Annotated in this window: 21 protein-coding genes and 1 riboswitch; of the genes, 15 read left to right on the top strand and 6 right to left on the bottom strand. The window is 60.5% G+C overall.

Annotated elements, in window-relative coordinates; genetic code table 11:
* The first annotated feature begins 19 nt into the window (after positions 1 to 19).
* The 3 genes from GOB83_RS04810 to GOB83_RS04800 all read left to right on the top strand — a co-directional run bounded on the left by GOB83_RS04810 (position 20) and on the right by GOB83_RS04800 (position 4,714).
* Positions 20 to 850, top strand: coding sequence for an inositol monophosphatase family protein (locus GOB83_RS04810; protein WP_165925487.1), 831 nt, complete (start codon positions 20 to 22; stop codon positions 848 to 850).
* Positions 851 to 903: 53 nt separating this feature from the next.
* Positions 904 to 1,701, top strand: coding sequence for a class I SAM-dependent methyltransferase (locus tag GOB83_RS04805; RefSeq protein ID WP_165925388.1), 798 nt, complete (start codon positions 904 to 906; stop codon positions 1,699 to 1,701).
* A 61-nt stretch (positions 1,702 to 1,762) separates the two neighbouring features.
* Entirely contained in the window at positions 1,763 to 4,714 is a 2,952-nt protein-coding gene (locus tag GOB83_RS04800) for an ATP-dependent DNA helicase (protein WP_165925387.1), read from the top strand.
* 23 nt (positions 4,715 to 4,737) lie between these two features.
* Here GOB83_RS04800 and GOB83_RS04795 read toward each other — a convergent pair whose 3' ends face one another.
* Together GOB83_RS04795 and GOB83_RS04790 are read right to left on the bottom strand one after the other, a co-directional pair.
* Positions 4,738 to 4,941, bottom strand: a complete 204-nt coding sequence (locus tag GOB83_RS04795) for a cold-shock protein (RefSeq protein ID WP_025827469.1) — start codon at positions 4,939 to 4,941, stop codon at positions 4,738 to 4,740.
* Positions 4,942 to 5,081: 140 nt separating this feature from the next.
* Entirely contained in the window at positions 5,082 to 5,750 is a 669-nt protein-coding gene (locus GOB83_RS04790) for a dienelactone hydrolase family protein (RefSeq protein ID WP_165925386.1), read from the bottom strand.
* A gap of 212 nt (positions 5,751 to 5,962) precedes the next feature.
* Here GOB83_RS04790 and groES point away from each other — a divergent pair, with 212 nt between their 5' ends.
* The 5 genes from groES to GOB83_RS04765 all read left to right on the top strand — a co-directional run bounded on the left by groES (position 5,963) and on the right by GOB83_RS04765 (position 10,906).
* Positions 5,963 to 6,256 (top strand): co-chaperone GroES, encoded by a 294-nt coding sequence (gene groES / locus GOB83_RS04785; RefSeq protein WP_086645528.1) that lies wholly within the window; start codon positions 5,963 to 5,965, stop codon positions 6,254 to 6,256.
* 52 nt (positions 6,257 to 6,308) lie between these two features.
* A complete protein-coding gene (gene groL / locus GOB83_RS04780) occupies positions 6,309 to 7,949 on the top strand; it encodes a chaperonin GroEL (RefSeq protein ID WP_086645529.1) in 1,641 nt (546 codons plus the stop codon).
* A gap of 311 nt (positions 7,950 to 8,260) precedes the next feature.
* The gene (locus GOB83_RS04775) at positions 8,261 to 9,661 is read left to right on the top strand and encodes an ammonium transporter (RefSeq protein WP_143296442.1); all 1,401 of its coding nucleotides are present in this window, start codon (positions 8,261 to 8,263) and stop codon (positions 9,659 to 9,661) included.
* A gap of 110 nt (positions 9,662 to 9,771) precedes the next feature.
* Positions 9,772 to 10,194, top strand: coding sequence for an alternative ribosome rescue aminoacyl-tRNA hydrolase ArfB (gene arfB / locus GOB83_RS04770; RefSeq protein ID WP_086645689.1), 423 nt, complete (start codon positions 9,772 to 9,774; stop codon positions 10,192 to 10,194).
* A 232-nt stretch (positions 10,195 to 10,426) separates the two neighbouring features.
* The gene (locus tag GOB83_RS04765; protein ID WP_165925385.1) at positions 10,427 to 10,906 is read left to right on the top strand and encodes a hypothetical protein; all 480 of its coding nucleotides are present in this window, start codon (positions 10,427 to 10,429) and stop codon (positions 10,904 to 10,906) included.
* Between the two features lie 112 nt (positions 10,907 to 11,018).
* Here GOB83_RS04765 and GOB83_RS04760 read toward each other — a convergent pair whose 3' ends face one another.
* The 3 genes from GOB83_RS04760 to GOB83_RS04750 are packed head-to-tail and all read right to left on the bottom strand — an operon-like array spanning position 11,019 to position 13,932.
* Entirely contained in the window at positions 11,019 to 11,975 is a 957-nt protein-coding gene (locus tag GOB83_RS04760) for a retroviral-like aspartic protease family protein (protein ID WP_242005732.1), read from the bottom strand.
* Positions 11,972 to 12,937 (bottom strand): prolyl aminopeptidase, encoded by a 966-nt coding sequence (gene pip, locus GOB83_RS04755; protein ID WP_086645531.1) that lies wholly within the window; start codon positions 12,935 to 12,937, stop codon positions 11,972 to 11,974. The genes GOB83_RS04760 and pip overlap by 4 nt, the downstream gene beginning before the upstream one ends.
* A 5-nt stretch (positions 12,938 to 12,942) precedes the next feature.
* A complete protein-coding gene (locus tag GOB83_RS04750) occupies positions 12,943 to 13,932 on the bottom strand; it encodes a tyrosine recombinase XerC (protein ID WP_165925384.1) in 990 nt (329 codons plus the stop codon).
* Positions 13,933 to 14,094: 162 nt separating this feature from the next.
* Here GOB83_RS04750 and GOB83_RS04745 point away from each other — a divergent pair, with 162 nt between their 5' ends.
* Complete coding sequence (locus tag GOB83_RS04745) at positions 14,095 to 16,302, top strand: primosomal protein N' (RefSeq protein ID WP_242005743.1); 2,208 nt, start codon at positions 14,095 to 14,097, stop codon at positions 16,300 to 16,302.
* 23 nt (positions 16,303 to 16,325) lie between these two features.
* Here GOB83_RS04745 and yajC read toward each other — a convergent pair whose 3' ends face one another.
* Positions 16,326 to 16,670, bottom strand: coding sequence for a preprotein translocase subunit YajC (yajC, locus tag GOB83_RS04740; protein WP_086645534.1), 345 nt, complete (start codon positions 16,668 to 16,670; stop codon positions 16,326 to 16,328).
* Positions 16,671 to 16,801: 131 nt separating this feature from the next.
* Between yajC and GOB83_RS04735 the strand changes: the two genes are divergently transcribed.
* The 6 genes from GOB83_RS04735 to folE all read left to right on the top strand — a co-directional run bounded on the left by GOB83_RS04735 (position 16,802) and on the right by folE (position 22,688).
* Positions 16,802 to 17,671 (top strand): ATP-binding protein, encoded by an 870-nt coding sequence (locus GOB83_RS04735; RefSeq protein ID WP_086645535.1) that lies wholly within the window; start codon positions 16,802 to 16,804, stop codon positions 17,669 to 17,671.
* A 113-nt stretch (positions 17,672 to 17,784) separates the two neighbouring features.
* Positions 17,785 to 18,891, top strand: coding sequence for an aromatic ring-hydroxylating oxygenase subunit alpha (locus tag GOB83_RS04730; RefSeq protein WP_179290153.1), 1,107 nt, complete (start codon positions 17,785 to 17,787; stop codon positions 18,889 to 18,891).
* Positions 18,884 to 19,861, top strand: a complete 978-nt coding sequence (gene mutT, locus GOB83_RS15085) for an 8-oxo-dGTP diphosphatase MutT (protein ID WP_086645536.1) — start codon at positions 18,884 to 18,886, stop codon at positions 19,859 to 19,861. The genes GOB83_RS04730 and mutT overlap by 8 nt, the downstream gene beginning before the upstream one ends.
* Before the next feature lie 106 nt (positions 19,862 to 19,967).
* A riboswitch (SAM riboswitch) is annotated at positions 19,968 to 20,047 on the top strand.
* Between the two features lie 116 nt (positions 20,048 to 20,163).
* On the top strand, positions 20,164 to 21,372 hold the full coding sequence (metZ, locus tag GOB83_RS04720; RefSeq protein WP_086645537.1) for an O-succinylhomoserine sulfhydrylase: 1,209 nt from the start codon (positions 20,164 to 20,166) through the stop codon (positions 21,370 to 21,372).
* A 218-nt stretch (positions 21,373 to 21,590) separates the two neighbouring features.
* Entirely contained in the window at positions 21,591 to 22,061 is a 471-nt protein-coding gene (gene apaG / locus GOB83_RS04715) for a Co2+/Mg2+ efflux protein ApaG (RefSeq protein WP_086645538.1), read from the top strand.
* Between the two features lie 18 nt (positions 22,062 to 22,079).
* Positions 22,080 to 22,688, top strand: coding sequence for a GTP cyclohydrolase I FolE (folE, locus tag GOB83_RS04710; protein WP_086645539.1), 609 nt, complete (start codon positions 22,080 to 22,082; stop codon positions 22,686 to 22,688).
* Positions 22,689 to 22,716: the final 28 nt, after the last annotated feature.

Below are 22,716 nucleotides of genomic sequence, written 5' to 3'. Positions count from 1 at the left end.
GGACTTAATTACAGTGGCCATGCGTCTCTCCCCCGTCATGATGGTGATGCAAACCGCAGCCCAGAAGGCGGCCAAGCGTCTCCTGCGCGATTTTAACGAAGTCGAGCAGCTTCAGGTAAGCATCAAGGGGCCGGGTGACTTTGTTTCCCAGGCGGACCTCCGTGCAGAACAGACCCTGCGCGAAGAACTGGAACGGGCCCGTCCGGGCTATGCCTTCCTTATGGAAGAATCCGGGGAATCGGGTAGCGATAACTGGACATGGCGCTGGATTGTTGACCCGCTCGACGGCACCTCCAACTTCCTGCACGGCATTCCGCACTGGGCCATTTCCATTGGTCTCCAGCGCCGCCTGCCCGATGGCAAGGTGGAACTGGCCGCGGCCCTGATCTACAACCCCGCAGCGGGTGAAATGTTCTGGGCCGAAAAGGGGAATGGCGCATTCCTGAACGAGCGGCGCATTCGTGTGTCCGCCCGACGGGAAATGCCCGAATCCCTGTTTGCCACAGGCATTCCCTTTGCCAAGGTGCCTGCCCGCCAGCGCCTGCCTTTTGCACGCGTGCTGGGCAACCTTATGCCCCGCGTGGCTGGCGTGCGCCGCTTTGGCGCGGCTTCGCTGGACCTCGCATGGGTCGCGGCAGGCCGTTACGAAGGGTATTGGGAATTCGGCATCAAGCCGTGGGATTGTGCCGCAGGTATTCTGATCGTGCGTGAAGCGGGCGGTCAGGTTACAGCCCCCGACGGCACGGAACTGGATGACCTGCCCGACGATGTGATGATTGTTGCTGGCAATGGCAACATGCACGGCAAGCTGCTCGACATTGTTGCCGACAGCCTGAAAAACCCGGAATAACACCCCGCCGACCAGCCTCCGGACCGCACCTGAGCTGGGGAGAGTAACACTGCATGACTACGCATTTACCTCCCCACACAATCTCGGCGGGTCCAGAGTCCGGTTTGGCATCCGCCCATATCCCAACAGAATGCCCACTTTGCCGCGCACAGGGGGCCGCTTTTGCATTCAGCAAAAATGGCTACGACCTGTTCCGCTGCCCCGACTGTGATTTTCTGTTCGTGCATCCCTACCCGGATGCCGCCACACTCCGTGCGTTTTACGAAACGACGTATCGCGGTGCATCGGCCAACTTTTATCCCAAGGCTTCCAGCCGCCGCTGGCGTGCGTTGTGGCGGAGCCTCCAGTTCCTGCCTTATGTCTGGCGCAAGGATGTTCTGGATTTTGGGTGTGGCGGCGGCTTTATGGCCGAGGCATTCAGCAGGCTGGGTGCGCGCGCTGCGGGTCTGGACATCAGCCAGAACAGCATTGCCTACGCCAAGCGCCACTTCCCGCAGGCCACATTCTACTGCGAAGATTCAACCACCTTCCGCCAGCGTGGCCTGACGTTTGACTTTGTATTCAGCTCCGAGGTGCTGGAGCATGTGGCCGGGCCAAACGAGTTTATGCAGACACTGGCCGCAATTACCCGCCCCAATGGCTTTGTCTATATTTCGGCCCCAGATATAGGGCACCCTGCCGTGCCACAGGACCTTCCCTCCTGGACGGATATTTGCCCGCCCGAACATTTGCAGTTTTTCAACCACCGCAATCTCTGCCTGATTTTTGAACGCTACGGCTTTACCCTGCACAAAACCATGAAAAGCCGTACGCCAGCCCACTCGGTCATTTTCCGGCGCAAGAGTTCCTGACCCACACCATTACGGCTCGGCTCTGGCATTTGCCGCAAGAATAGCTCATGTAAAGTAAACCATGCAGCCATCCTTCCCCTCTGCCCACGAAGCCCCAGCCCTTGTTCCCCATCAGGGGCGGTTTTCGCTCCTGACAGAAGATGGCGAACTGCTCAGCCTGAGTGCCGCCGAGGTACGCGAGCGACTGCACGCCATGCCGTGCCCACTGGTGGTGCATGCCCCGGCACTGGCCCGTAAGCTGGACCTCCCCCCCACAGGCCAGCCCTCCCCCTGGCTGGACCTGCTGGAACTTTTTACATTCGTGTATCCCGCCCGCCCGGTGGCCCCCACCCCCCGCGGCCTTGCTCTGGCCCTTGGGCTGGACGAGCAGAATATTGACCGGGCAGAAGCAGACCTGCTGCCCAACCTTTTGTCCATCCTGCTAGGTGAGCTGGCACGGCAGGCCAGAAGCGGGCAGATTGAACTTCTGGCGGCCTTTACGGTCCGGCTGGGGCAGGCTGGCTGGATATGGACCGGCACTGTGGCGGAAACCATAGACCTGCACAGCCGGCTCACCAACAACGGCAGGCTGGCGGAAGAAGCCACCCAGCCGGCAGATGCCCTGCGTGTATGGCGGCACCTGCCCAAATGGGAGGAAAGCGCGCAACGCCCTCCTCCTGCCTCCCACCCCATCAGCCCGGCGGAAGCGCGGGAGCGGCTGGTCAACATTCTGGGGAGCGATGCTGAGGTCCGGTCCGGGCAGGCAGATTTTGCCAGTGTCTCAACCGAGGCATTTGCCCCCCGCACCATGCGCGGTGATCCCGCCATTGTGCTGGCCGAAGCCGGAACAGGCACCGGCAAAACACTGGGCTACATAGCCCCGGCCAGCCTGTGGGCAGAGCGGAACGACGGTGCGGTGTGGCTCAGCACCTATACACGCCACCTGCAACGCCAGATCGAGCAGGAAACAAAACGCCTCTACCCCGACCCCACAACACACCGCCAGAAGGTGGTGCTGCGCAAAGGGCGTGAAAACTACCTGTGCCTGCTGAACATGGAGGAAGCCGTCAACTCTGCAGCCTCCCGCCCCGCAGGCATTACCATTGCCCTGTGTATGCTCGCACGCTGGGCCATGGCCACAGCAGACGGAGACCTGTTTGGCGGGGACCTACCCGGCTGGTTTGGGGACCTGTTCGGCCACGGCAACCTTGCCGGTGTCGCTGACCGCAGGGGGGAGTGCATCCACGGAGCCTGCGCGCATTATCAGCGCTGCTTTGTTGAACACTCCATACGCCGTGCGCACGATGCCGCACTGGTCATTGCCAACCACGCTCTGGTCATGACACAGGCCGCCTACGCTCAGGCGGGCATGAGTGATGATGACGAGGCAGGCGAACAGGGTAACATTCCCACACGCTATGTGTTTGATGAAGGCCACCATCTGGCCGATGCGGCAGACAGTGCTTTTTCCGCCGAGCTTTCGGGGTTGGAAACGGCCGAACTGCGGCGCTGGCTGCTGGGGGCGGAAGGCCGACGCTCACGCGCAAGGGGGCTCAAGCGCAGGCTGGATGATCTGGTTGTCGGCCACCCCAAGCTTGAAAACCCGCTGGATGCCGCCTTGCTGGCGGCCACGGCCCTACCGGCACCGGGCTGGTCCACACGTCTGGCGCCAGAGGCGGCAAACACACCCCCGCCCCCGGAGCCCATGGAACTGAATACCCTGTTCCCGCCCGAACCTCCGGCAGACCAGCCGATTATGGAAAACCCGACAGAAGCCTTTTTGCGCCTGTTGCGCCAGCAGGCCATGGCCCGTGCGGCCGAGGGGGGCAAACAGTCCATCCACACAGCCATGGAATGCGACCTGCACCCGCTTGTGCCCGACATGGCCGAGGCAGGCCAGCAACTGGCCCGCACGCTCAGCCGGATTGTAGAGCCCCTGCGCACACTAAGCGAACGCCTGCAAGCCCGGCTGGAAGAAGATGCAGACACGCTGGACACCACAACCCGTGGCCGCATAGAGGCCATGACCCGCGCCCTGCGCCGCCGCGCCATATCCCGGCTGGATGCATGGATTACCATGCTGGCCGCACTGGACCAGCCACCAGAGCCGGGCAGCACACCTGCGCATATCCACTTCATTCGCCTTGAACGGCGCGACAAGCAGCGCATGAACGAACAGGACGTGGGGCTTTACCGCCACTGGCTGGACCCGACCATTCCCTTTGCGGGCATTATGGCCATGCCCGCGCAAGGTATGCTCATGACATCCGCCACCCTACGTGACCAGCAAGGCGGTGGAACCGAGAGTGACGAGGCTGAAACCGCGTGGGAGGCTGCCGAAGCCCGCACCGGGGCCAATCATTTCCCCTCCCCTGCCCTGCGGGCCAGTCTGGCCAGTCCGTTTGATTATGCCCGCCAGACCCGCGCCTTTATTGTAACGGACGTGGACAATAACAGCCTTGTGGACCTGTCTGCCGCGTTTCGTACTCTTTTCCAGTCCTCTGGCGGCGGCGGGCTTGGTCTGTTTACCGCCATCTCCCGCCTGCGCGGTGTGTATGACCGCATAGCCCCCACGCTGGAGGAAGAAGGCCTGCCCATTTACGCCCAGCATGTGGATGCCATGGACAACAACACGCTGGTTGATATTTTCCGGACCGAGGAACATGCCTGCCTGCTCGGCACGGATGCCATGCGGGATGGGGTGGATGTTCCGGGCAATGCCCTGCGTCTGGTTGTGTTTGAGCGCGTGCCTTGGCCCCGGCCAGATATTCTGCACCGTGAGCGGCGGATTCATTTGTCTGGTGGAGACCCAAAAGGGTTTGATGACCGCATAGCCCGGCTTAGGCTACGGCAGGCCTTTGGGCGGCTGATTCGCCGGCAGTCAGACCGTGGGGTGTTTGTCCTGCTGGACCGGCGCACACCCACAAGGCTTTTAAGCGCCTTCCCCAACGGGGTTGCCGTCGAGCGGTGTGGCCTTGCACAAACGGCACGCCAGATCACCGCTTTTCTGGCGGAGCAGGCCGGACAAAACTGACCAGCCCGCCCCAGACCGCCTGATTAGAGCGGCTTAAGGTTGGTGGCCGCCTGCTTGCCGCGTTCCTCCACCATGTCGTAGGACAGTTTCTGTCCATCATTCAACGCGCGCAGACCGGCTGCCTGTACAGCGGTAATATGCACAAACACGTCTTTCCCTCCATCATCGGGGGCAATAAAACCAAACCCTTTGGTGGCGTTGAACCATTTAACGGTACCTGTCGACATGAGCGAAGTCATCCTTATTTCGGCCAGTTACTCCTCCTGCACACGACGTGCCGCGAGGAGAGATGACATTCTCCCCCACGACCGGGGGCGCTTGTCAATCACAATTCAACCCGCACCCCAATTCCTTTCGCCCGGACACCTTACGGATTGAGCGTACTTTTGAGGAAGGCAAGGCTGCGTTCCTGTGCCTGTACAAAGGCCTGCGCATTGTAAGATGCGCGCTCCTCACAGCCAAAACCGTGTTCTGCATCGTCATAAACATAAAGTTCAACGTTGGGCTGAGCAGCCCGGATGGCGGCTATGTCGGCATGGGGAATACTCGTATCTCGCTCACCAAAATGTAATTGCACGGGGCAGCGTGGAGTCTCCTCCCTATGGGCGGCTATGCCCCCGCCGTACCAGCTTACGGCCGCGGCAAAATCATCCGTGCCCGTTGCCGCATCCCACGCCAGAGTGCCACCCCAACAATACCCGATCACCCCGACCTTGCGGACCTTCAGCGCACGGGCTGCGGCCTGTACGTCCAGCAGAGTTTTGGCGGTGGGTATCTGCGCACGCAGGGCAAGGCCCTTCTGCACGCCATCTGTTGTGTATTCCAGTTCCACGCCACGTTCTGCGCGGTCAAACAACGCGGGGGCAATCACGTGAAAACCCGCCTGGGCAAACCGCTCGCATACCGTGCGGATGTGGTGGTTTACGCCAAAAATTTCCTGCAACACCACCAGAGCGTAGGGGTGTGTGCCGCGCTCGGTCTCCCACGCGGTAAACTGGTGGCCATCGGCGGCTTCCAATGTGCGTATCTGTCCCATGTTCAATCTCCTTGTCTGGAATGACGTTAAAACAAAAAGAAACTTTACCCCATTCCTTGACTCCCCTCTGGGGCGTACCTACTTTCTGCCTTGGCACTCCTGATGGTGGAGTGCTAACGCGACGCGGCGTTATGTTACGCGCGGTTCAAACGGGTGGCGCTGCTTTCTGACAAAGGGCGTCATCACAGCAAATGAATGTGGAGTGATCCATAATGACGAAGTTTCGTCCCTTACACGACCGGGTAGTTGTACGGCGCCTTGAAGGCGAACAGAAGACCGCCGGTGGCATCATCATCCCCGACACGGCCAAAGAAAAGCCTATGGAAGGCGAAGTGGTTGCTGTTGGCGCGGGTGCGCGCAACGAGCAGGGTCAGATTGTGGCGCTTGATGTCAAGGCCGGTGACCGCGTTCTGTTCGGCAAGTGGTCCGGCACGGAAGTGAAGATCGACGGCGAAGAGCTGCTGATCATGAAGGAAAGCGACATTCTGGGCATTGTTGCAGCCTGATCCGCACTGATCCGACCGTAAACTTACAAAAGATCTTCACAGGAGAAATTCAATGGCTGCCAAAGACGTAAAGTTTGGTGCAGACGCACGCCAGCGCATGCTGCGCGGCGTGGACATTCTGGCTGATGCCGTAAAGGTAACGCTGGGCCCCAAAGGCCGTAACGTTGTTCTGGACAAGAGCTTCGGCGCACCCCGCATTACCAAGGACGGCGTTTCCGTCGCCAAGGAAATCGAACTGGCTGACAAGTTCGAAAACATGGGTGCACAGATGCTGCGTGAAGTAGCATCCAAGACCAACGACGTTGCTGGTGACGGCACGACCACTGCAACCGTTCTGGCTCAGGCCATTGTGCGCGAAGGCCTGAAGGCCGTTGCCGCTGGCATGAACCCGATGGACCTCAAGCGCGGTGTGGACAAAGCCGTTGCCGTGGTTGTTGAAGAGCTGAAGAAGAACGCCAAAAAAGTTACCACCCCGGCGGAAACCGCTCAGGTCGGCACCATCTCTGCCAACGGTGAATCCGAAATCGGCAAGATGATCTCCGAAGCCATGCAGAAAGTTGGCTCTGAAGGCGTTATTACCGTTGAAGAAGCCAAGCACTTCCAGACCGAACTGGACGTGGTTGAAGGCATGCAGTTCGACCGTGGCTACATCTCTCCGTACTTCGTGACGAACCCGGAAAAGATGACGGCCGATCTGGAAAACCCCTACATCCTGATCCATGAAAAGAAGCTCTCTTCTCTTCAGCCGATCCTGCCGCTGCTGGAATCTGTTGTTCAGTCCGGCCGTCCGCTGCTGATCATTGCCGAAGATGTTGATGGCGAAGCGCTGGCAACCCTGGTTGTCAACAAGCTGCGCGGTGGCCTCAAGATTGCTGCTGTCAAGGCTCCTGGCTTCGGTGACCGCCGCAAGGCCATGCTGGAAGACATCGCGATCCTGACCGGTGGTCAGGTTATCAGCGAAGACCTCGGCATCAAGCTCGAAACGGTTACGCTGAACATGCTTGGCACCGCCAAGAAGGTTCACATCGACAAAGAAAACACGACCATTGTTGACGGTGCTGGCAACGGCGACGACATCAAGGGCCGCGTCAAGCAGATCCGTGCGCAGATCGAGGAAACCTCCTCTGACTACGACCGTGAAAAGCTGCAGGAACGTCTGGCCAAACTGGCTGGCGGTGTTGCCGTGATCCGCGTTGGTGGCTCCACGGAAATCGAAGTGAAGGAACGCAAGGACCGCGTGGACGACGCCCTGCACGCAACCCGCGCAGCAGTTGAAGAAGGCATTGTTCCCGGTGGTGGTACGGCTCTGGCCCGCGCAACCAAGGCTCTTGCCAACCTGCACTACCACAACGACGACCAGCGCGTTGGTGGCAACATCATCCTCAGCGCCCTGCAGGCTCCTCTGCGCCAGATCGCCCTCAACGCGGGTGAAGATGGTGCGGTTGTCGCCAACAAGGTGCTCGAAAACGCTGACTACAACTTCGGGTTCGACGCACAGGCTGGCGAATACAAGAACCTGGTTGAAGCCGGTATTATTGACCCGGCCAAGGTTGTCCGTACCGCTCTGCAGGATGCAGCCTCCGTTGCTGGCCTGCTGATCACCACGGAAGCCATGGTTGCTGAACGCCCCGAAAAGAAGGCAGCCCCTGCTGGCGGTCCTGACATGGGCGGCATGGGTGGCATGGACTTCTAAGTTACCCAAACCGGTTTTTAAGGGTTTTGGAGGTACTGGCCCGTCCAGTGCCTCCATTATCCCCCAGAACAGGTATAAGGGCGTGCAGACCATTATGGTTTGCACGCCTTTTTTTATTTGAGCTGGCCGCAGCAGCGACCTCTTTTTTTGTGGCTTTTTTCAGCCATAAATCAGATTGTGAAACAATTCGGTATCAAACTGGATTGCCACCCCGGTCATTCCGGAATAGATACAATAAGATTAGGCCCATCGCTCCTTACACGAATCTGGCGAGCGTCAATGGCTGCGTATTTTAAGGAGAACGCATCATCATGTCAGCGCGACCCTTCCAAGCTGTCAATCCGGCGAGAGGTCCAGTTATTCGCAAGACCACGGCTGTTCTGTCGGCCTGTCTTGTAGCAGCCCTTGGCTGCTCCCAGGCTTATGCCGCAGACGCCCCCCCACCCATAGATACGGGGGATACGGCATGGATGCTCACCAGCACCGCACTGGTGCTTATGATGACCATCCCCGGTCTTGCCCTGTTCTATGCCGGCATGGTGCGTAAGAAAAACGTGCTGGCAACGCTCATGCAGTCCTTTGCCCTGTGTTGCATCATGTCCATCGTATGGATGGTCGCGGGGTATTCCCTCGCCTTTACAACCGGGTCTCCGTGGATTGGTGGCTTCTCCCGCGTGCTGCTCAACGGTATTGGCGCGCATATCCATAATGGTGCGGATGTTGGCTTTACACTGGGTGCGGATAGCCCCAACGCCACCACCATGACCATTCCTGAGAGCATCTTCATGATGTTCCAGATGACCTTTGCCATTATCACCCCCGCGCTGATCTCCGGCGCTTACGCAGAACGCATGAAGTTCAGCGCCATGTGCGTGTTCTCCATCCTGTGGTCTCTGGTGGTGTATGCCCCCATTGCGCACTGGGTCTGGAGCCCGATCGGCTGGCTGGCTGGCCTTGGTACGGCTGACTTTGCAGGTGGCACGGTTGTCCATATCAACGCCGGTGTTGCCGGTCTGGTCTGCGCTCTGGTGCTTGGTCGCCGCAAGGGTTACGGGCAGGACGATCTTTCTCCCTTCAACCTGACCTACGCTGTCATTGGTGCTGCCCTGCTGTGGGTTGGCTGGTTTGGCTTTAACGCAGGTTCCGCTGTTGGTGCCAACGGCCGTGCAGGCATGGCCATGGCTGCAACCCAGATTGCCGCCGCTGGTGCTGGCGTATCGTGGATGCTGGCGGAGTGGCTGCGTTCGGGCAAACCGACTGTTCTGGGCGTAATCTCCGGCGCTGTTGGCGGTCTGGTTGCCATTACCCCCGCAGCTGGCTTTGTGCTGCCGGGCAGCGCACTGGTTATCGGCCTGATCACGGGTGTTGTCTGCTACTGGGGTGCAACCTCCCTCAAGCACATGATGGGGTATGACGACAGCCTGGATGCCTTTGGCGTGCATGGTGTGGGCGGCATTGTTGGTGCGCTGCTGACCGGCGTGCTGGCCTATGGCCCGCTTTCCGCAACCGATGCCAACCCCTCGGGTATTGTTGGCTCACTGCACCAGCTTGTTGTGCAGAGCGAAGCGGTGCTGGTGACCATTGTCTGGTGTGCTTTTGCCTCCTTCATCATCCTCAAGGCCATTGATCTGGTCATGGGTCTGCGCGTCACCGCGGATCAGGAACTGGAAGGGCTGGATATGTCCTTGCATGGTGAGCGGATTAACAACTGATCCGTTAACCTCTCCGCCTTTTGGGCAAAAAGCCTCCATGCTCTGGCATGGGGGCTTTTTTTATGGGTACAGGGCACACATCGGCAGGCAAACCATGCTATGCCCCGCTTATGGCCATTCCGATCCTTCCCGCACTTTCCCTGCCTGAATCCGAACTGGAGGTCAGTTATATTCTGGCATCCGGCCCCGGCGGGCAGAACGTGAACAAGGTCGCAACAGCTGCACAATTACGCTTTGATGCCGCACGCTCCCCTTCCCTCCCCGAGCGGATCCGTGTGCGGCTGCTGGAACTGGCTGGAACCCGCGCGACACGGGAGGGCGTTATTGTCATAACCGCCCGACGCTTCAGAACACAGATACGCAACCGTGAGGATGCCATAGAACGGCTGGTAGCCCTGATCCGCGAGGCCGCCCACCGCCCTGCCTTCAGGGTTGCCACGCGCCCGGGCCGGGCCGCACGCCAGCGCAGGCTGGACGGCAAAGCCCACCGCGCCAGCATAAAGCGCACTCGCTCTGCCCGGTTTGAGGACTAAACACGCATTCTGGCCGGGCAAGTGCGCCAAACACGGGCTACCCAGCACCAGCACCAGCACCAGCACCAGCACCAGCACCAGCACCAGCACCAGCACATTTTGATATTAATTTTCTGCTACGCACAAAAAGCCTTAAGGCTTGCATTTCTTGCGCATGATTTTTCATGATACTGATGGAACGCTGGCAGCATGGGGCTGCCGCGCTATTATCCTCCTTGCATGAGGTCTATTCATGACTGTTGTAGCCCGCACCGGACTGGCCGCTTTGCTGCTTGGCTGTGCCACAGCCCTTTCCCTCCCCAGCGCCCACGCCATGACGGTGAAGGAGTGCCACGAGAAGTTCAAGGAGGCCAAAACCGCCAACACGCTCAAGGGACAGTCCTTCAAGGAATTCAAGGCCAGTTCGTGCGATGTTGCCACCACTGCGGCAAGTGCCGCCCCCAAAGCCGCCACACCGGCAACACCTGCCAGTGCTGAAGCGCCCAAACCTGCCAAAAGCGTAGCCGCCACGGAAGTCGCCCCTTCCAACGCAACCCTGCCTAGCGCAGTTGCGCCGCAATACGCCAAGCTCAGCGCTGGCAAGGCCCGTATGCAGACCTGCCTTGACCAGTACAACGCCAATAAGGCCAGCAACGCCAATGGCGGGCTGAAGTGGATTGAAAAAGGCGGCGGTTATTACAGCGTCTGCAACAAGCGTCTCAAGGGCGAATAACGCCCTCCAAACCCCGTTCAGTGTTGGGGAAGAAATCCCCCCAACACTGACGGCGGCCTATAACAGCCTGCCCGCCCAAAGCCCCTGATGATCAACGCGCCAGACCGGCGCTCTAGCGGGTACGCCCTGTTACGGGCATGACGTAGAGCATATGCGTGCGGTATGAAATCCATACCTTATGGGCGGCAAACCAGTCCGCCCCCAGCAGCATATCGACCGTGTCCTGCACCGGAGCAACTGTGAGCACGGGAGATTTTTCCTGCTCCTGTCCAATCTGCATCATGCCAAATTTATGCCAGTGGTAGGTTTGCTGGTGGCCGTCCACGCCGGTTGTCAGCCCGCCGGGGTCTGTAGCCAGCGTGTGCTCGCTTACGCCCATACGCTCCGCCGCCTGGGTTGAGACAATGCACGAGCGCGCCCCACTATCCACCAGCGCCTGCAAGGCATGGCCATCCAGTTCCACGCGGGCAATAACCCGCTCCCCCGCGTTCTGCAACGGAACCGCACGGTAGATGTAGCGCCACCCCTCCGGCCCGGAACAACCGGCCGTGCTTGCGGACCAGAAAGAGAGCGTGCCCTGTGCTACATCAAACTCCACATCATAGCGTGAAAGCAGGTCCCCCCCCACCAGCCCTTCCACCGCGGGTTCCGTGCGCGGCACAGCAGGCAGTGCATCCACGGGGATGGAGACAGGGCCAAACTCCAGCCCGCCCATTTTAAAGGACCGCACCACCGCATTGGGCACAATACGCCCAGCCCCACCCGTGCCATGCACCATGGTGTGCATGGAGCGGTCCAGTTGCGTATCAAACAAAGCTGCGGCCTCGGGCGAGAGCAGGCTCCCTTCCGAGCCTGTATCCACAATCATGCGTGCGGCATGGCCGTTCAGGCTGACCGGACTATTCAAAAAACCCAGATCATTGCGCAAGGCCACACGCGCCATCAGCTTATGGCAGGACTGGGCACTGGCGGCATGAGCCCCTGCCCCCATACCCACAACAACAGCCGCAACGGTGGCACAGTACTGCCACCCCCGCGGGTTCTTATGCCTGCCGTGCCGATGTGTCATGCCAGTTCCTGTGCAAAACGGTCCGTGGCGTTGAGCAGGGCGGTAAGAATACCGGGTTCAAACAAGGCGTGACCTGCGGCATCGACCAGCTGAAAATCCGCCTCGGGCCATGCCCTGTGCAGGTCCCATGCCGTGCGCACCGGGGTTGCCATATCGTACCGCCCCTGCACGATCACGGTGGGAATATGGCGGATACGCGCCACATTGGCGATAAGCTGACCTTCCTCAAGCCAGCCACCGTGAACAAAGTAATGGTTTTCTATGCGTGAGAAAGCCAGTGCGTAATCGGCTTCATCATGCTGGTGTTCCATTTCCGGGCAGGGGAGCAGGGTCAGGGTTCGCCCTTCCCACAGGCTCCACGCCCGCGCGGCGGCCAGCCGTTCCTCAACATTGTCCGAAATCAGGCGTTTGCGGTAAGCGCCCATCATGTCTCCCCGCTCTTCGGGAGGGATGGGGGCTACAAAATCCTCCCATTTATCGGGGAACAGCCAGGATGCTCCTTCCTGATAATACCAGAGCAGTTCGGCCTTACGCAGGGTAAAAATGCCGCGCAGCATAAGAGCACTCACGCGCTCGGGGTGGGTCTGGGCGTAGGCCAGAGCCAGCGTGGACCCCCATGATCCGCCAAAAACAGCCCATTTTTCCAGCCCGAACAGGGTCCGCAGGCGTTCAATATCGGCCACCAGATGCCATGTTGTATTGGCCTCAAGCGAGGCATGCGGGCGCGAGCGCCCACACCCGCGCTGGTCAAACAGCACAATGCGGTAGCGGGCTGGGTCAAACATCTGGCGTTGCGCAGCCGAACACCCACCACCGGGCCCACCATGCAGGAACACAACCGGAATACCATCGGGGTTACCACACTGCTCCCAGTAAACCTGATGCCCCTCTCCAGTATCCAGATACCCCTGCGCGTAGGGTTCTATTTCCGGCCACGGGGTGCGGTGTGCTGTGGTGATCATAACCCTCAACCTTCTTTTTTATGGGCGTTATACTCCATTTGCGCACGTGGATGCGCACGCGTCCAGACATCCAGCAGCCGTGCCTCATCCGCCAGTGTGTAACGTTGTGTTGTGGACAGGCTGGCATGGCCCAGCAGTTCCTGAATAACGCGCAGGTCTGCCCCCCCTTCCATTAAATGGGTGGCAAAGGAGTGGCGCAGGGCATGGGGGGTTACGTGCTCGGGCAGCCCGTTGCTGACCCGCCATTCCCGCATGGCCTTCTGGGCAATAGCAGGTTGCAGGCGCCCCCCACGAACCCCGACAAATAACGGGCTGTCCGGCGCGGGGGCGGGGTGGCGTTTGCGCCATGCTTCCAGCGCCTTGCACACGGCAGGGAGTACGGGCACCAGCCGCTCCTTGCCCCCTTTGCCGTGAATACGCAGGACGCCACTGCCTTCCATGGTGTGCAGGTCAGCAATATTCAGGTTCAGCGCTTCAGAAATCCGCAGTCCACAGCCATATAGCAGCAGGAACAGGGTGGCGTTCCGCTGCTCCTCCATGGGGGTGTGGGCCATACTGGCAATATCATCCGGGGCGGCCAGTGCATCTTCGCGCGCCAGAGGGCGGGGCAGTGTTTTTTTGGTACGGGGCAGGCGTAACAGCGAGACAGCCGGATTCTCCACCCCTTCCCTACGTGCCAGATATTTAAAAAATGACCGCAGGGCAGAAACCCGGCGTGCTCGGGTGCGGGCAGCCTGGTCTGGCGTACTCCGGCGCGCATGGGGGCGGCTGGCCTGCTCCTGCGCCTGTGCCACCTCGTGCGCAAGCCATGCCCGGAGGTCGCGCAGGGTTATGCTGGCCAGCCCGCTCATGGCCGGTGGCCCACCCAGATGTGTGGTCATAAAAGCCAGAAAACGGGCCAGATCCCCCCGATAGGCATCTATGGTCAAAAGGGAGGCCCGTTTTTCCACCGCCATCCATGCCAGAAATTTTTGCACTGCGTCTTCGGCCGTCATGCCCATGTGCCTCCTGCCTTCTGCTCCCTTCTATCCTACGTTCGGGCAAAAAGCCCAACAGACAACCCCTGTTCTTTGCGCTGCTGCGCGCTTAAACATAAGGACATGGCAGTGGCTCCTCCCCCTTCTTCTACGCATGCCTCCGGCGCGGACCAGCCCACAATGGGTGGGCTGCGCGTGCCCGTCCTGCTGCCCATGCCGTTTACTGGCCCGTTTGACTACAAAGCCCCTGCCAGCATGGCGCTCAAGCCGGGCGATATTGTGAGCGTACCCTTGGGCAACCGCCGCCAGACCGGCGTGGTCTGGGACACACACACCACCCTGCCAGCAGACCTTGCCCACCCCACGCCCGCCAAAACAGTGGCAGATAACCGCCTGCGCGCCGTGGCCGAACGGCTGGAGCTTCCTCCGCTTAATGCCGAACTCCGCCGGTTTGTGGACTGGGTGGCTGCCTATACGCTCTCCCCCCCCGGCATGGTGCTGGCCATGACCCTGCGCCTGCACATGAAAGGGGCCACACCTGCCCCCGCCATGGGCTGGATCGCTCCCCCCACCCCACCGGAAGAACTGCGCATAACCCCCGCACGGCAGAAGGTGCTGGCCCTTATGGCGGATGGCCGCCCCCGCACCACAACCGATATTGCCAGTGCGGCAGAGGTCAGTGCCGGTGTGGTCAAAGGGCTGGCAGATGCAGGAGCACTCCGTCCGGTTCTGCTTGAACCTGCCAGTCCCTTTGCTCAGCCCGACCCGCTGCACCACCCACCTGTGCTGGAAGGGGCACAAAAAGAAGCCGCTACAGCCCTGCACCACAGCGTGCAGGACAAAAAATTTTCCGTAACCCTGCTCGAAGGGGTAACAGGCTCGGGCAAGACCGAAATCTACCTCGAAGCCATAGCCGCCTGTCTGGAACAGGGGCAACAGGCCCTTGTGCTCCTGCCCGAAATTGCCTTGTCCGCCCAGTGGATGGACCGGTTTACCCGCCGCTTTGGCGTGCGCCCCGCTGTCTGGCACTCCGAAATCGGGCAGAAGGCCCGCCGCCAGACCTGGCTGGGAACGGCCGATGGGTCCGCCACGGTGGTTGTGGGCGCGCGCTCGGCGCTGTTCCTGCCTTTTTGCAACCTCGGCCTGATTATTGTGGATGAAGAGCACGAATCCCTGTTCAAGCAGGAAGAAGGCGTAATCTACAACGCGCGGGACATGGCCGTGGTGCGTGCAAGGCTGGCGGGGTTTGCCGCTGTAGTGGTGTCCGCCACCCCCAGCCTGGAAACTCTGGCCAATGCACAGGCCGGGCGCTACCAGCGCCTTGTGCTGCCCACCCGCCACGGCGGCGCATCCCTGCCGCAAACCCACCTGCTGGACATGCGGGAGGCCCCGCCTGAACGCGGGCTGTTCCTCTCCCCCAGACTGGTGGAAGACATCGCCGCCACATTAGGGCGGGAGGAGCAGGCCATGCTGTTCCTTAACCGCCGGGGGTACGCCCCCCTTACGCTGTGCCGCAGCTGTGGCCACCGCATGGAATGCCCGCACTGTACCGCATGGCTGGTGGAACACCGCAACCGGCAGGTGCTTAGCTGCCACTACTGCGACCATACGGAGCCCATGCCCCCCGTATGCCCGAACTGCAAAACCGAACACAGCCTGACCGCCATTGGCCCGGGGATTGAGCGCATAACCGAGGAGGCGCGCCAGAGCTTCCCCAATGCGCGTATTCTTGTCATGTCGAGCGATACGCTTGGGGGGCCTGCCGCCACCGCAGAAGCAGTTGCCAAAATTGCCCGCCGTGAAGTGGACCTGATTATTGGCACCCAGATTGTGGCCAAGGGCTGGCACTTCCCCCATCTGACACTGGTTGGCATTGTGGATGCCGATCTGGGGCTTGGGGGGGCGGACCTGCGGGCCGGGGAGCGCACGATCCAGCTTTTGCATCAGGTTGCAGGCCGCGCGGGCCGCGCCAGCGCACCGGGGCGCGTGGTGCTGCAAAGCTACACGCCCGAACACCCGGTTATGCAGGCCCTGCTTTCGGGCGATTTTGACCAGTTCATGGAGCAGGAGGCCGAACAGCGCCGCCCCGGCTTCTGGCCGCCTTATGGGCGGCTGGCGGCGTTGATCATCAGCGCGGACACACCTCAGGCGGCGGATGATGCCGCAGCCCGCTTTGGCCGCACCGCCCCGTATGGGGAGGGTATTCAGGTACTGGGGCCAGCTCCGGCCCCGCTTGCCATCCTACGTGGGCGGCACCGCCGCCGGTTGCTGCTCCGCACATGGCGCAGCATTGCGGTGCAACCTATTCTGCACCGCTGGCTGGGGCTGGTTCCACTGGACAGGCACGTGCGTGTTGAGGTGGATATAGACCCCGTCTCGTTCCTGTAACGGTCACCAGCCCCGGCTGGGGCTTAGTCGTTGGCGGGTTTGGCTGTGCTGGTCAGCACGGTGGAAATGGTTTCGCGCATGACCATAACGCGCACGTTGGGTGCGATTTCCACTTCCACTTCGTTCGACTCTTCCTTGGTGCGCTGCACAACACCAATAACACCACCGGCTGTTACAATCCGGTCACCACGGCGCAGGGCCTTGAGCTCGGATTTAAGCTGCTTCTGGCGCTGCTGCTGGGGGCGGATGAGCAGAAAGTACATGATGGCAAAAACAGCCACGAACGGCAAAAAGGACATAATGCCCGAAGCACCGCCAGAGCCTCCGGCTGTCTGGGCATAAGCAGCGGGGATAAGAAAATTGGACATAAGGGTACAGACCTTCAACAATGGCTGGTTGCGAAAACAGAAGAAGTGACCATAATTTTCAATCCTCCCGCGTCAAGCTCCCATGCTGACGAAAGACCGCCAGAAAGACCTTTAATAAGGAATAAAAGCCGATGGACCAGACCCTGCTGCCAGCATTGGACCGTATTGCCGCGGCTCTGGAGCGCCTTTCCCCTCCCCCCGCAACGCTGGAAGGGGTGGATACGGCGGATGCTTTTGTCTGGCTGCCAGAACGCGGGCGGCTGCTGCCCATCCCCCATGTGGCCCATGTCCGCGTGGACCTGTTGCAGGGCATAGACCTGCAACGGCGCATTCTGCTGGAAAACACGCGCCATTTTGCCCACGGCCTGCCCGCCAACAATGCCATGCTGTGGGGGGCACGCGGTATGGGCAAGTCCTCGCTGGTCAAGGGGGCGCATGCGCTGGTCAATCAGGTGGACGGCAAACCCTGCACGCCGGGCAAGGGGCTGGTAGCACTCATAGAAATCCAGCGTGAGGACCTGACAAGCCTGCCCCTGCTGCTCAGCCTGCTGCGTGAGAACCACCGCCGCTTCATTCTGTTCTGTGATGACCTGTCGTTTGAAAAAGAAGACCGGGATTACAAAGCCCTCAAATCCGTGCTGGATGGCGGCATTGCCGGGCGGCCGGAAAATGTGCTGTTCTACGCCACATCCAACCGCCGCCACCTGATGCCGCGTGACATGATAGAAAACGAGCGCTCAACCGCCATCAACCCCTCCGAAGCCACGGAAGAAAAAGTCTCCCTCTCCGACCGGTTTGGCCTGTGGCTTGGGTTCCATGCCTGCGAGCAGGATACCTATACCGATATGGTCCAGACCTATGCTCAGGCGCGCAACCTGCCTATTTCCGCCGATGTGCTGCTGGCCCGCGCCAATGAATGGGCCATTACCCGTGGCAGCCGCTCGGGCCGTGTGGCATACCAGTTCATAGAGGCCCTGACAGCCGAGCTGGCGGCGCATTAATTTGCGCAACCGGCCCCAATGGTCTTGCATCCAACATGGGTATGAGTTGAGATAGCGTTCGCAAATGGCGGCATCGGCCCGATGCCGTGGGGGTTCCCCTGATTCGAGGCGACATGAACCAGACAGTACCGCCCAATTCTGATGATACGTCCTTTGGGGCCGAAACACGCCCGAACACAACGGACATACGCAGGGTACGCTCCAACCCGGACTACTGGTACCCGGTTGCATGGTCGCGCGAACTCAAACCCGGAAAAACCATAGGCACACGTTACGCTGGCCAGCCCATAGCATTGGTCCGCCCGGTGGACGGCCCCATTTTTGCGCTGGAAGACCGCTGCGCCCACCGGCAGGTGCCGCTCAGCAAAGGGGTTGTTGCGGGCAGTTCAGTCAAATGCTGCTACCACGGCTGGGCCTATGGCCGCTCCGGCCGGTGCATTGACGTACCTTATCTGGGCAAGGGCAAGCTGCCCAACGGGGTACGTACCTACCCCTGCCGCGAACAGAACGGCATGATCTTTGTTTTTCCCGGCGACCCGGAAAAAGCCGATAGCGTGCCCTTGGCCCCGCAGTTGGCAAGGGCGGATAGCCCCGCCTACAAAACCCGCTATTTTGGCCGCACCGTTGGCTGCCACTACAGCTTCATGCATGAAAACCTGATGGATATGAACCACCAGTTCATGCACTCCAAACAGATGGGCCAGATGAAGCCCCGCTTTTTGGGCCAGAAGCGCGAGCCCGGTCTGGTGGAAGCCCGCTACAGCTTTGCGCGCACAGGGGGCAAACAGCCCTTTGGCGAAGCCCTGATTTTTGGCGAGCGGCGTGACGTATCAGAAAAATTCCAGCACCGCGATGTCATGACCATCCGCACGGAATACCCCTACCAGACCCTGCGCATCCAGACCGGGGATGAAGACCCGGTAATGGACCTGTGGATTGTGTACACCCCCCAGAGTGCTGATGAACTGACCAACCGGACCTTTGGCCTGCTCTCGGTCAAACGCCCCAAAATCCCCGGTATTCTGGATATGGCATGGCCGTTGCTTGTTGCGTTTACCGAGCGGATTTTTGCCGAAGACCGCGAGATTGTAGAACTGGAGCAGAACGCATGGCGCGAACTGGGCGGGGACCACAATGTGGAGGTCTTCCCCGTAATTAACGCGCTCCGGGCTTTGCTGGTTGAATGTGGCATTCCCCCTGCCAGCGAGTCTCATGCCTGATACCGGACCACTGTTACTGGATGCGGGTCCATGCCGCCTGCGCCCACTCCACCCTGATGATGCAACAACCCTGCACCACCTGGTCAATGACTGGGAGGTGGTGCGTATGCTCAGCCGCCTGCCCTTCCCCTACCCCCGGGATCTGGCAGATAGCTGGATCGCCTCCACCTGCCAGATGCAGGCCAGTGGCGAAGGCTACCATTTTGCCATAACCGCACCCGACGGGGCTTTTATGGGCTGCATTGGGGTGCGCATTCACACCATGCCGCAGGTGGGGCGTGTGGGTATTCTGGGCTACTGGGTTGGCCGCCCCTACTGGGGGCAGGGCATTGCCACCCATGCCGCCACCCGCATGACGCGTTGGGCACTGGCCCATCTGGATATTACCGCCCTGCGCGCAACGGCAGCACAGGATAACCCTGCCTCCATCCGCGTTCTTGAACACGCAGGCTTCCGCCATTGTGGCACTGACCGGCAGATGTTTACCGCCCGTGGCACGGAACTGCCTGTTGCCATGATGGAAGCCAACCGGACTGATCTGGACATGAGCACAGCCCCCACCACCACACAGCGCAAGCTGGTGCTGGTTTCCGCCGCCGCGCTAATAGATGCACAGGGCCGTATTCTGCTCGCCCGCAGGCCGGAGGGCAAAAGCATGGCCGGTCTATGGGAGTTCCCCGGCGGCAAGGTGGAAGCGGGAGAAACACCAGAGGCCGCCCTTGTGCGCGAACTGCACGAGGAACTGGGGCTGGATATGTCGCGCGCATGCCTGGCACCCTTTACATTTGCCTCGCACGCCTACCCCGGCTTTGACCTGCTGATGCCGCTATATATCTGCCGCCGCTGGCATGGCACCCCCACCGCGCGTGAGGGGCAAAAACTGGCGTGGGTGGCCCCGGCTGATCTGCGCAGCTACGCCATGCCCGAGGCCGATCTGCCGTTTATTCCCCTGCTGCAAGCCCTGCTCTAGCCAAAACCACAGCTCTGATTTGTGGAATAAAGCGGAAAAACGCTAAAATACATTCTTGACGAATGATAAGGAGCGGGACTAACCAGAAGGCAGAATGTTTCTGCACGAAACCTTCCCTCGTGATTTGTTAGGCCGGCTTGCGGCGAGGTAAAAGAAACGCGCTAAAGAGGCTTTGACGGCGCGCATAACCCGACGTCATGGTTTCCACGGTCAATTTGAGAGATGCACCCCCGCGGATGGACGCATGCCCTGCGCCTGCCCCAAGGTGTGGATCAGACACGAAAGAACCGGATACAAGTCCCATGAGTGATAACCAGACATCCCCTTCCAAGGCGTGGCGCCCTGCCACACGCCAGCTCCATGCCGGTCTGGAGCGCACCGAATATGGTGAAACCAGCGAAGCCCTCTTCCTGACCTCCGGCTTTGTGTATGACAACGCCGAACAGGCTGCCAAAACCTTTACGGGTGAGGTTACGCACTACCAGTACAGCCGTTTTGGCAACCCCACCACCGCTGCACTTGAAGCCCGTCTGGCGGATCTGGAAGGGGCAGAAGCCTGCGTAACCACGGCAACGGGCATGGGGGCTGTTTCCTCCGCCCTGCTCTCCCACGTTACGGCGGGTGGGCGTGTTGTGGCCTCCCGCGCGCTGTTTGGCTCCTGCCACTGGATTGTAAACCACCTGCTGCCCCGCTACGGCGTGGAAACCGTGTTTGTGGATGGTGGCAATCTGGCGGAATGGGACGAGGCCCTGTCTGTCCCCACGGATGCGGTGCTGCTGGAAAGCCCCTCCAACCCCATGCTCGATATTCTCGACATTGCGGCCATTTCCGAGCGTGCCCACAAGGCGGGTGCAATTGTGGTTGTGGACAATGTGTTTGCCTCCCCCATCTTCCAGAAACCGCTCGAACTGGGCGCGGATGTGGTGGTTTATTCCTGTACCAAGCACATTGATGGTCAGGGCCGTGTGCTGGGTGGCGCCGTGCTGGGCCGCAAGGACTGGATAACCGAAACCCTCCAGCCCTTTACGCGCAACACCGGCAATGCACTTTCTCCCTTTAACGCATGGGTCATGCTCAAGGGGCTGGAAACCCTGTCCCTGCGTGTGGAAGCCATGGCCCGCAATGCCGCTGCAGTGGCGGATTATCTGGCATCGGCTCCGGGGATCAAGATGGTGCGCTACCCCGGCCGCAAGGACCACCCGCAATACGAACTGGCCCAGCGCCAGATGAGCGGCAACGGCACACTTGTCGCCTTTGCAGTGGAAGGCGGACAAAAAGAAGCCTTTGCGTTCATGAACGCTCTGCAACTGATCGCCATTTCCAACAATCTGGGGGATTCCCGCTCGCTGGTGACCCACCCGGCCACCACCACGCACTCCAAGATCAGCCCCGAAGAACGCGCAGCCCTTGGCATTACGGATGGCGCCATCCGCTTTTCCGTCGGCCTTGAAGACAGCGCGGACCTGATAGACGATCTGGCGCGCGGCGTTGCCGCACTCAAGGCGCTGTAAGCACGCCACACGCCTGCCCGGCCATGGCCTGCCCCCATCCACCTAGGGGCAAAGGCCATGGCCAGAGGGGCATGGCCTGCACTCCCCGTACTGGATGCAGCTTTGCACAACCCCCATGTTCATGATACTGGCACGCTCTCGCACCCAATGCGGACCTAGCACACGGAACGGCTGATCAGGGCCGAACCCCTTTCCATTTTGCAGGAGCATGGAGACCCATGGCCGACTGGGCCGTTGCCCCCCTTCCACAATCCCCGGAAGAAGCTCTGAACGAACTGTTCTCCCCCCTCCCTGTGTACGAAGCCGTGACCGATGGCATTCGTGTGCTGGTGCAGGTCTTCTGGCTGTCTGACCAGTCCGAGCCGGATGAGCACAGTTACTGCTGGGTGTACCGTATCCGCATTGGCAACGACAGCAACAGACCGGTGCAACTGCTTGAGCGGACATGGCATATTACCGACACATCCGGCCGCACGGAGCATGTGCATGGGCAGGGTGTTGTAGGGGAGCAGCCCATTATCCAGCCCGGTACGCTTTACGAATATACATCTGGCGCGTCTCTTTCCACGCCCGGGGGGTTCATGCGCGGGTCCTACCTGCTGCAAGCCACCACGGACCGCACCCGGTTTGACGTGACCATTCCCGCCTTCAGCCTGGATAGCCCTTTCCAGAACCACCAGCTCCAATAACCAAAGCAGGAGACCGGCATGAGCGTGCCTGAGCACAACACAGACCGCCCCACCCAACAGGAAGCCGAACAGGCAGTGCGCACTCTGCTGCGCTGGGCTGGCGATGACCCAACGCGTGAAGGTCTGCTGGACACACCCGCCCGCGTTGCCCGTGCCTATACCGACTTTTTTTCAGGCTATGCCATTGACCCGGCCAACCTGCTCCGCCGGACTTTTTCCGAAGTCGATGGGTATGACGAGATTGTTCTGCTCCGTGACATTCGCTTTGAAAGCCACTGTGAGCACCATCTGGCCCCTATTGTTGGCCGGGCCCATGTTGCCTACCTGCCGCGCCAGCGGGTTGTCGGTATTTCCAAACTGGCCCGCGTGGTGGACGCCTATGCCCGCCGCCTCCAGATTCAGGAACGCATGACCGCCCAGATCGCCAACACCATTAATGACGTGCTTGAGCCCCAAGGCGTGGCCGTGATTATTGAATCCGCGCATGAGTGCATGACCACACGCGGCGTGCACAAGCCCGGCGTGTCCATGGTCACCAGCACCATGCTGGGCGTGTTCCGTGACAATTCCGATACCCGGCGTGAGCTGATGGCAATTCTCAACCGCCCCGCCGTCAACGGCTACTAAACTGCCAGCACCCCCGGCACCCCATACG

Origin of the sequence: Acetobacter fabarum, assembly GCF_011516925.1 — a bacterium.
GTDB lineage: Bacteria > Pseudomonadota > Alphaproteobacteria > Acetobacterales > Acetobacteraceae > Acetobacter > Acetobacter fabarum.
The sequence above is the reverse complement of the archived record's forward strand: the minus strand, read 5'-3'. Positions and strand labels throughout refer to the sequence as shown.

What these genes read in the sequence shown, in the direction of transcription:
- GOB83_RS04810 (WP_165925487.1), top strand. Translation starts at nt 20, where the DNA reads ATGCGTCTCTCCCCCGTCATGATGGTGATGCAAACCGCAGCCCAGAAG.
- GOB83_RS04805 (WP_165925388.1), top strand. Translation starts at nt 904, where the DNA reads ATGACTACGCATTTACCTCCCCACACAATCTCGGCGGGTCCAGAGTCC.
- GOB83_RS04800 (WP_165925387.1), top strand. Translation starts at nt 1,763, where the DNA reads ATGCAGCCATCCTTCCCCTCTGCCCACGAAGCCCCAGCCCTTGTTCCC.
- GOB83_RS04795 (WP_025827469.1), bottom strand. Translation starts at nt 4,941, where the DNA reads ATGTCGACAGGTACCGTTAAATGGTTCAACGCCACCAAAGGGTTTGGT.
- GOB83_RS04790 (WP_165925386.1), bottom strand. Translation starts at nt 5,750, where the DNA reads ATGGGACAGATACGCACATTGGAAGCCGCCGATGGCCACCAGTTTACC.
- groES (WP_086645528.1), top strand. Translation starts at nt 5,963, where the DNA reads ATGACGAAGTTTCGTCCCTTACACGACCGGGTAGTTGTACGGCGCCTT.
- groL (WP_086645529.1), top strand. Translation starts at nt 6,309, where the DNA reads ATGGCTGCCAAAGACGTAAAGTTTGGTGCAGACGCACGCCAGCGCATG.
- GOB83_RS04775 (WP_143296442.1), top strand. Translation starts at nt 8,261, where the DNA reads ATGTCAGCGCGACCCTTCCAAGCTGTCAATCCGGCGAGAGGTCCAGTT.
- arfB (WP_086645689.1), top strand. Translation starts at nt 9,772, where the DNA reads ATGGCCATTCCGATCCTTCCCGCACTTTCCCTGCCTGAATCCGAACTG.
- GOB83_RS04765 (WP_165925385.1), top strand. Translation starts at nt 10,427, where the DNA reads ATGACTGTTGTAGCCCGCACCGGACTGGCCGCTTTGCTGCTTGGCTGT.
- GOB83_RS04760 (WP_242005732.1), bottom strand. Translation starts at nt 11,975, where the DNA reads ATGACACATCGGCACGGCAGGCATAAGAACCCGCGGGGGTGGCAGTAC.
- pip (WP_086645531.1), bottom strand. Translation starts at nt 12,937, where the DNA reads ATGATCACCACAGCACACCGCACCCCGTGGCCGGAAATAGAACCCTAC.
- GOB83_RS04750 (WP_165925384.1), bottom strand. Translation starts at nt 13,932, where the DNA reads ATGACGGCCGAAGACGCAGTGCAAAAATTTCTGGCATGGATGGCGGTG.
- GOB83_RS04745 (WP_242005743.1), top strand. Translation starts at nt 14,095, where the DNA reads ATGGGTGGGCTGCGCGTGCCCGTCCTGCTGCCCATGCCGTTTACTGGC.
- yajC (WP_086645534.1), bottom strand. Translation starts at nt 16,670, where the DNA reads ATGTCCAATTTTCTTATCCCCGCTGCTTATGCCCAGACAGCCGGAGGC.
- GOB83_RS04735 (WP_086645535.1), top strand. Translation starts at nt 16,802, where the DNA reads ATGGACCAGACCCTGCTGCCAGCATTGGACCGTATTGCCGCGGCTCTG.
- GOB83_RS04730 (WP_179290153.1), top strand. Translation starts at nt 17,785, where the DNA reads ATGAACCAGACAGTACCGCCCAATTCTGATGATACGTCCTTTGGGGCC.
- mutT (WP_086645536.1), top strand. Translation starts at nt 18,884, where the DNA reads ATGCCTGATACCGGACCACTGTTACTGGATGCGGGTCCATGCCGCCTG.
- metZ (WP_086645537.1), top strand. Translation starts at nt 20,164, where the DNA reads ATGAGTGATAACCAGACATCCCCTTCCAAGGCGTGGCGCCCTGCCACA.
- apaG (WP_086645538.1), top strand. Translation starts at nt 21,591, where the DNA reads ATGGCCGACTGGGCCGTTGCCCCCCTTCCACAATCCCCGGAAGAAGCT.
- folE (WP_086645539.1), top strand. Translation starts at nt 22,080, where the DNA reads ATGAGCGTGCCTGAGCACAACACAGACCGCCCCACCCAACAGGAAGCC.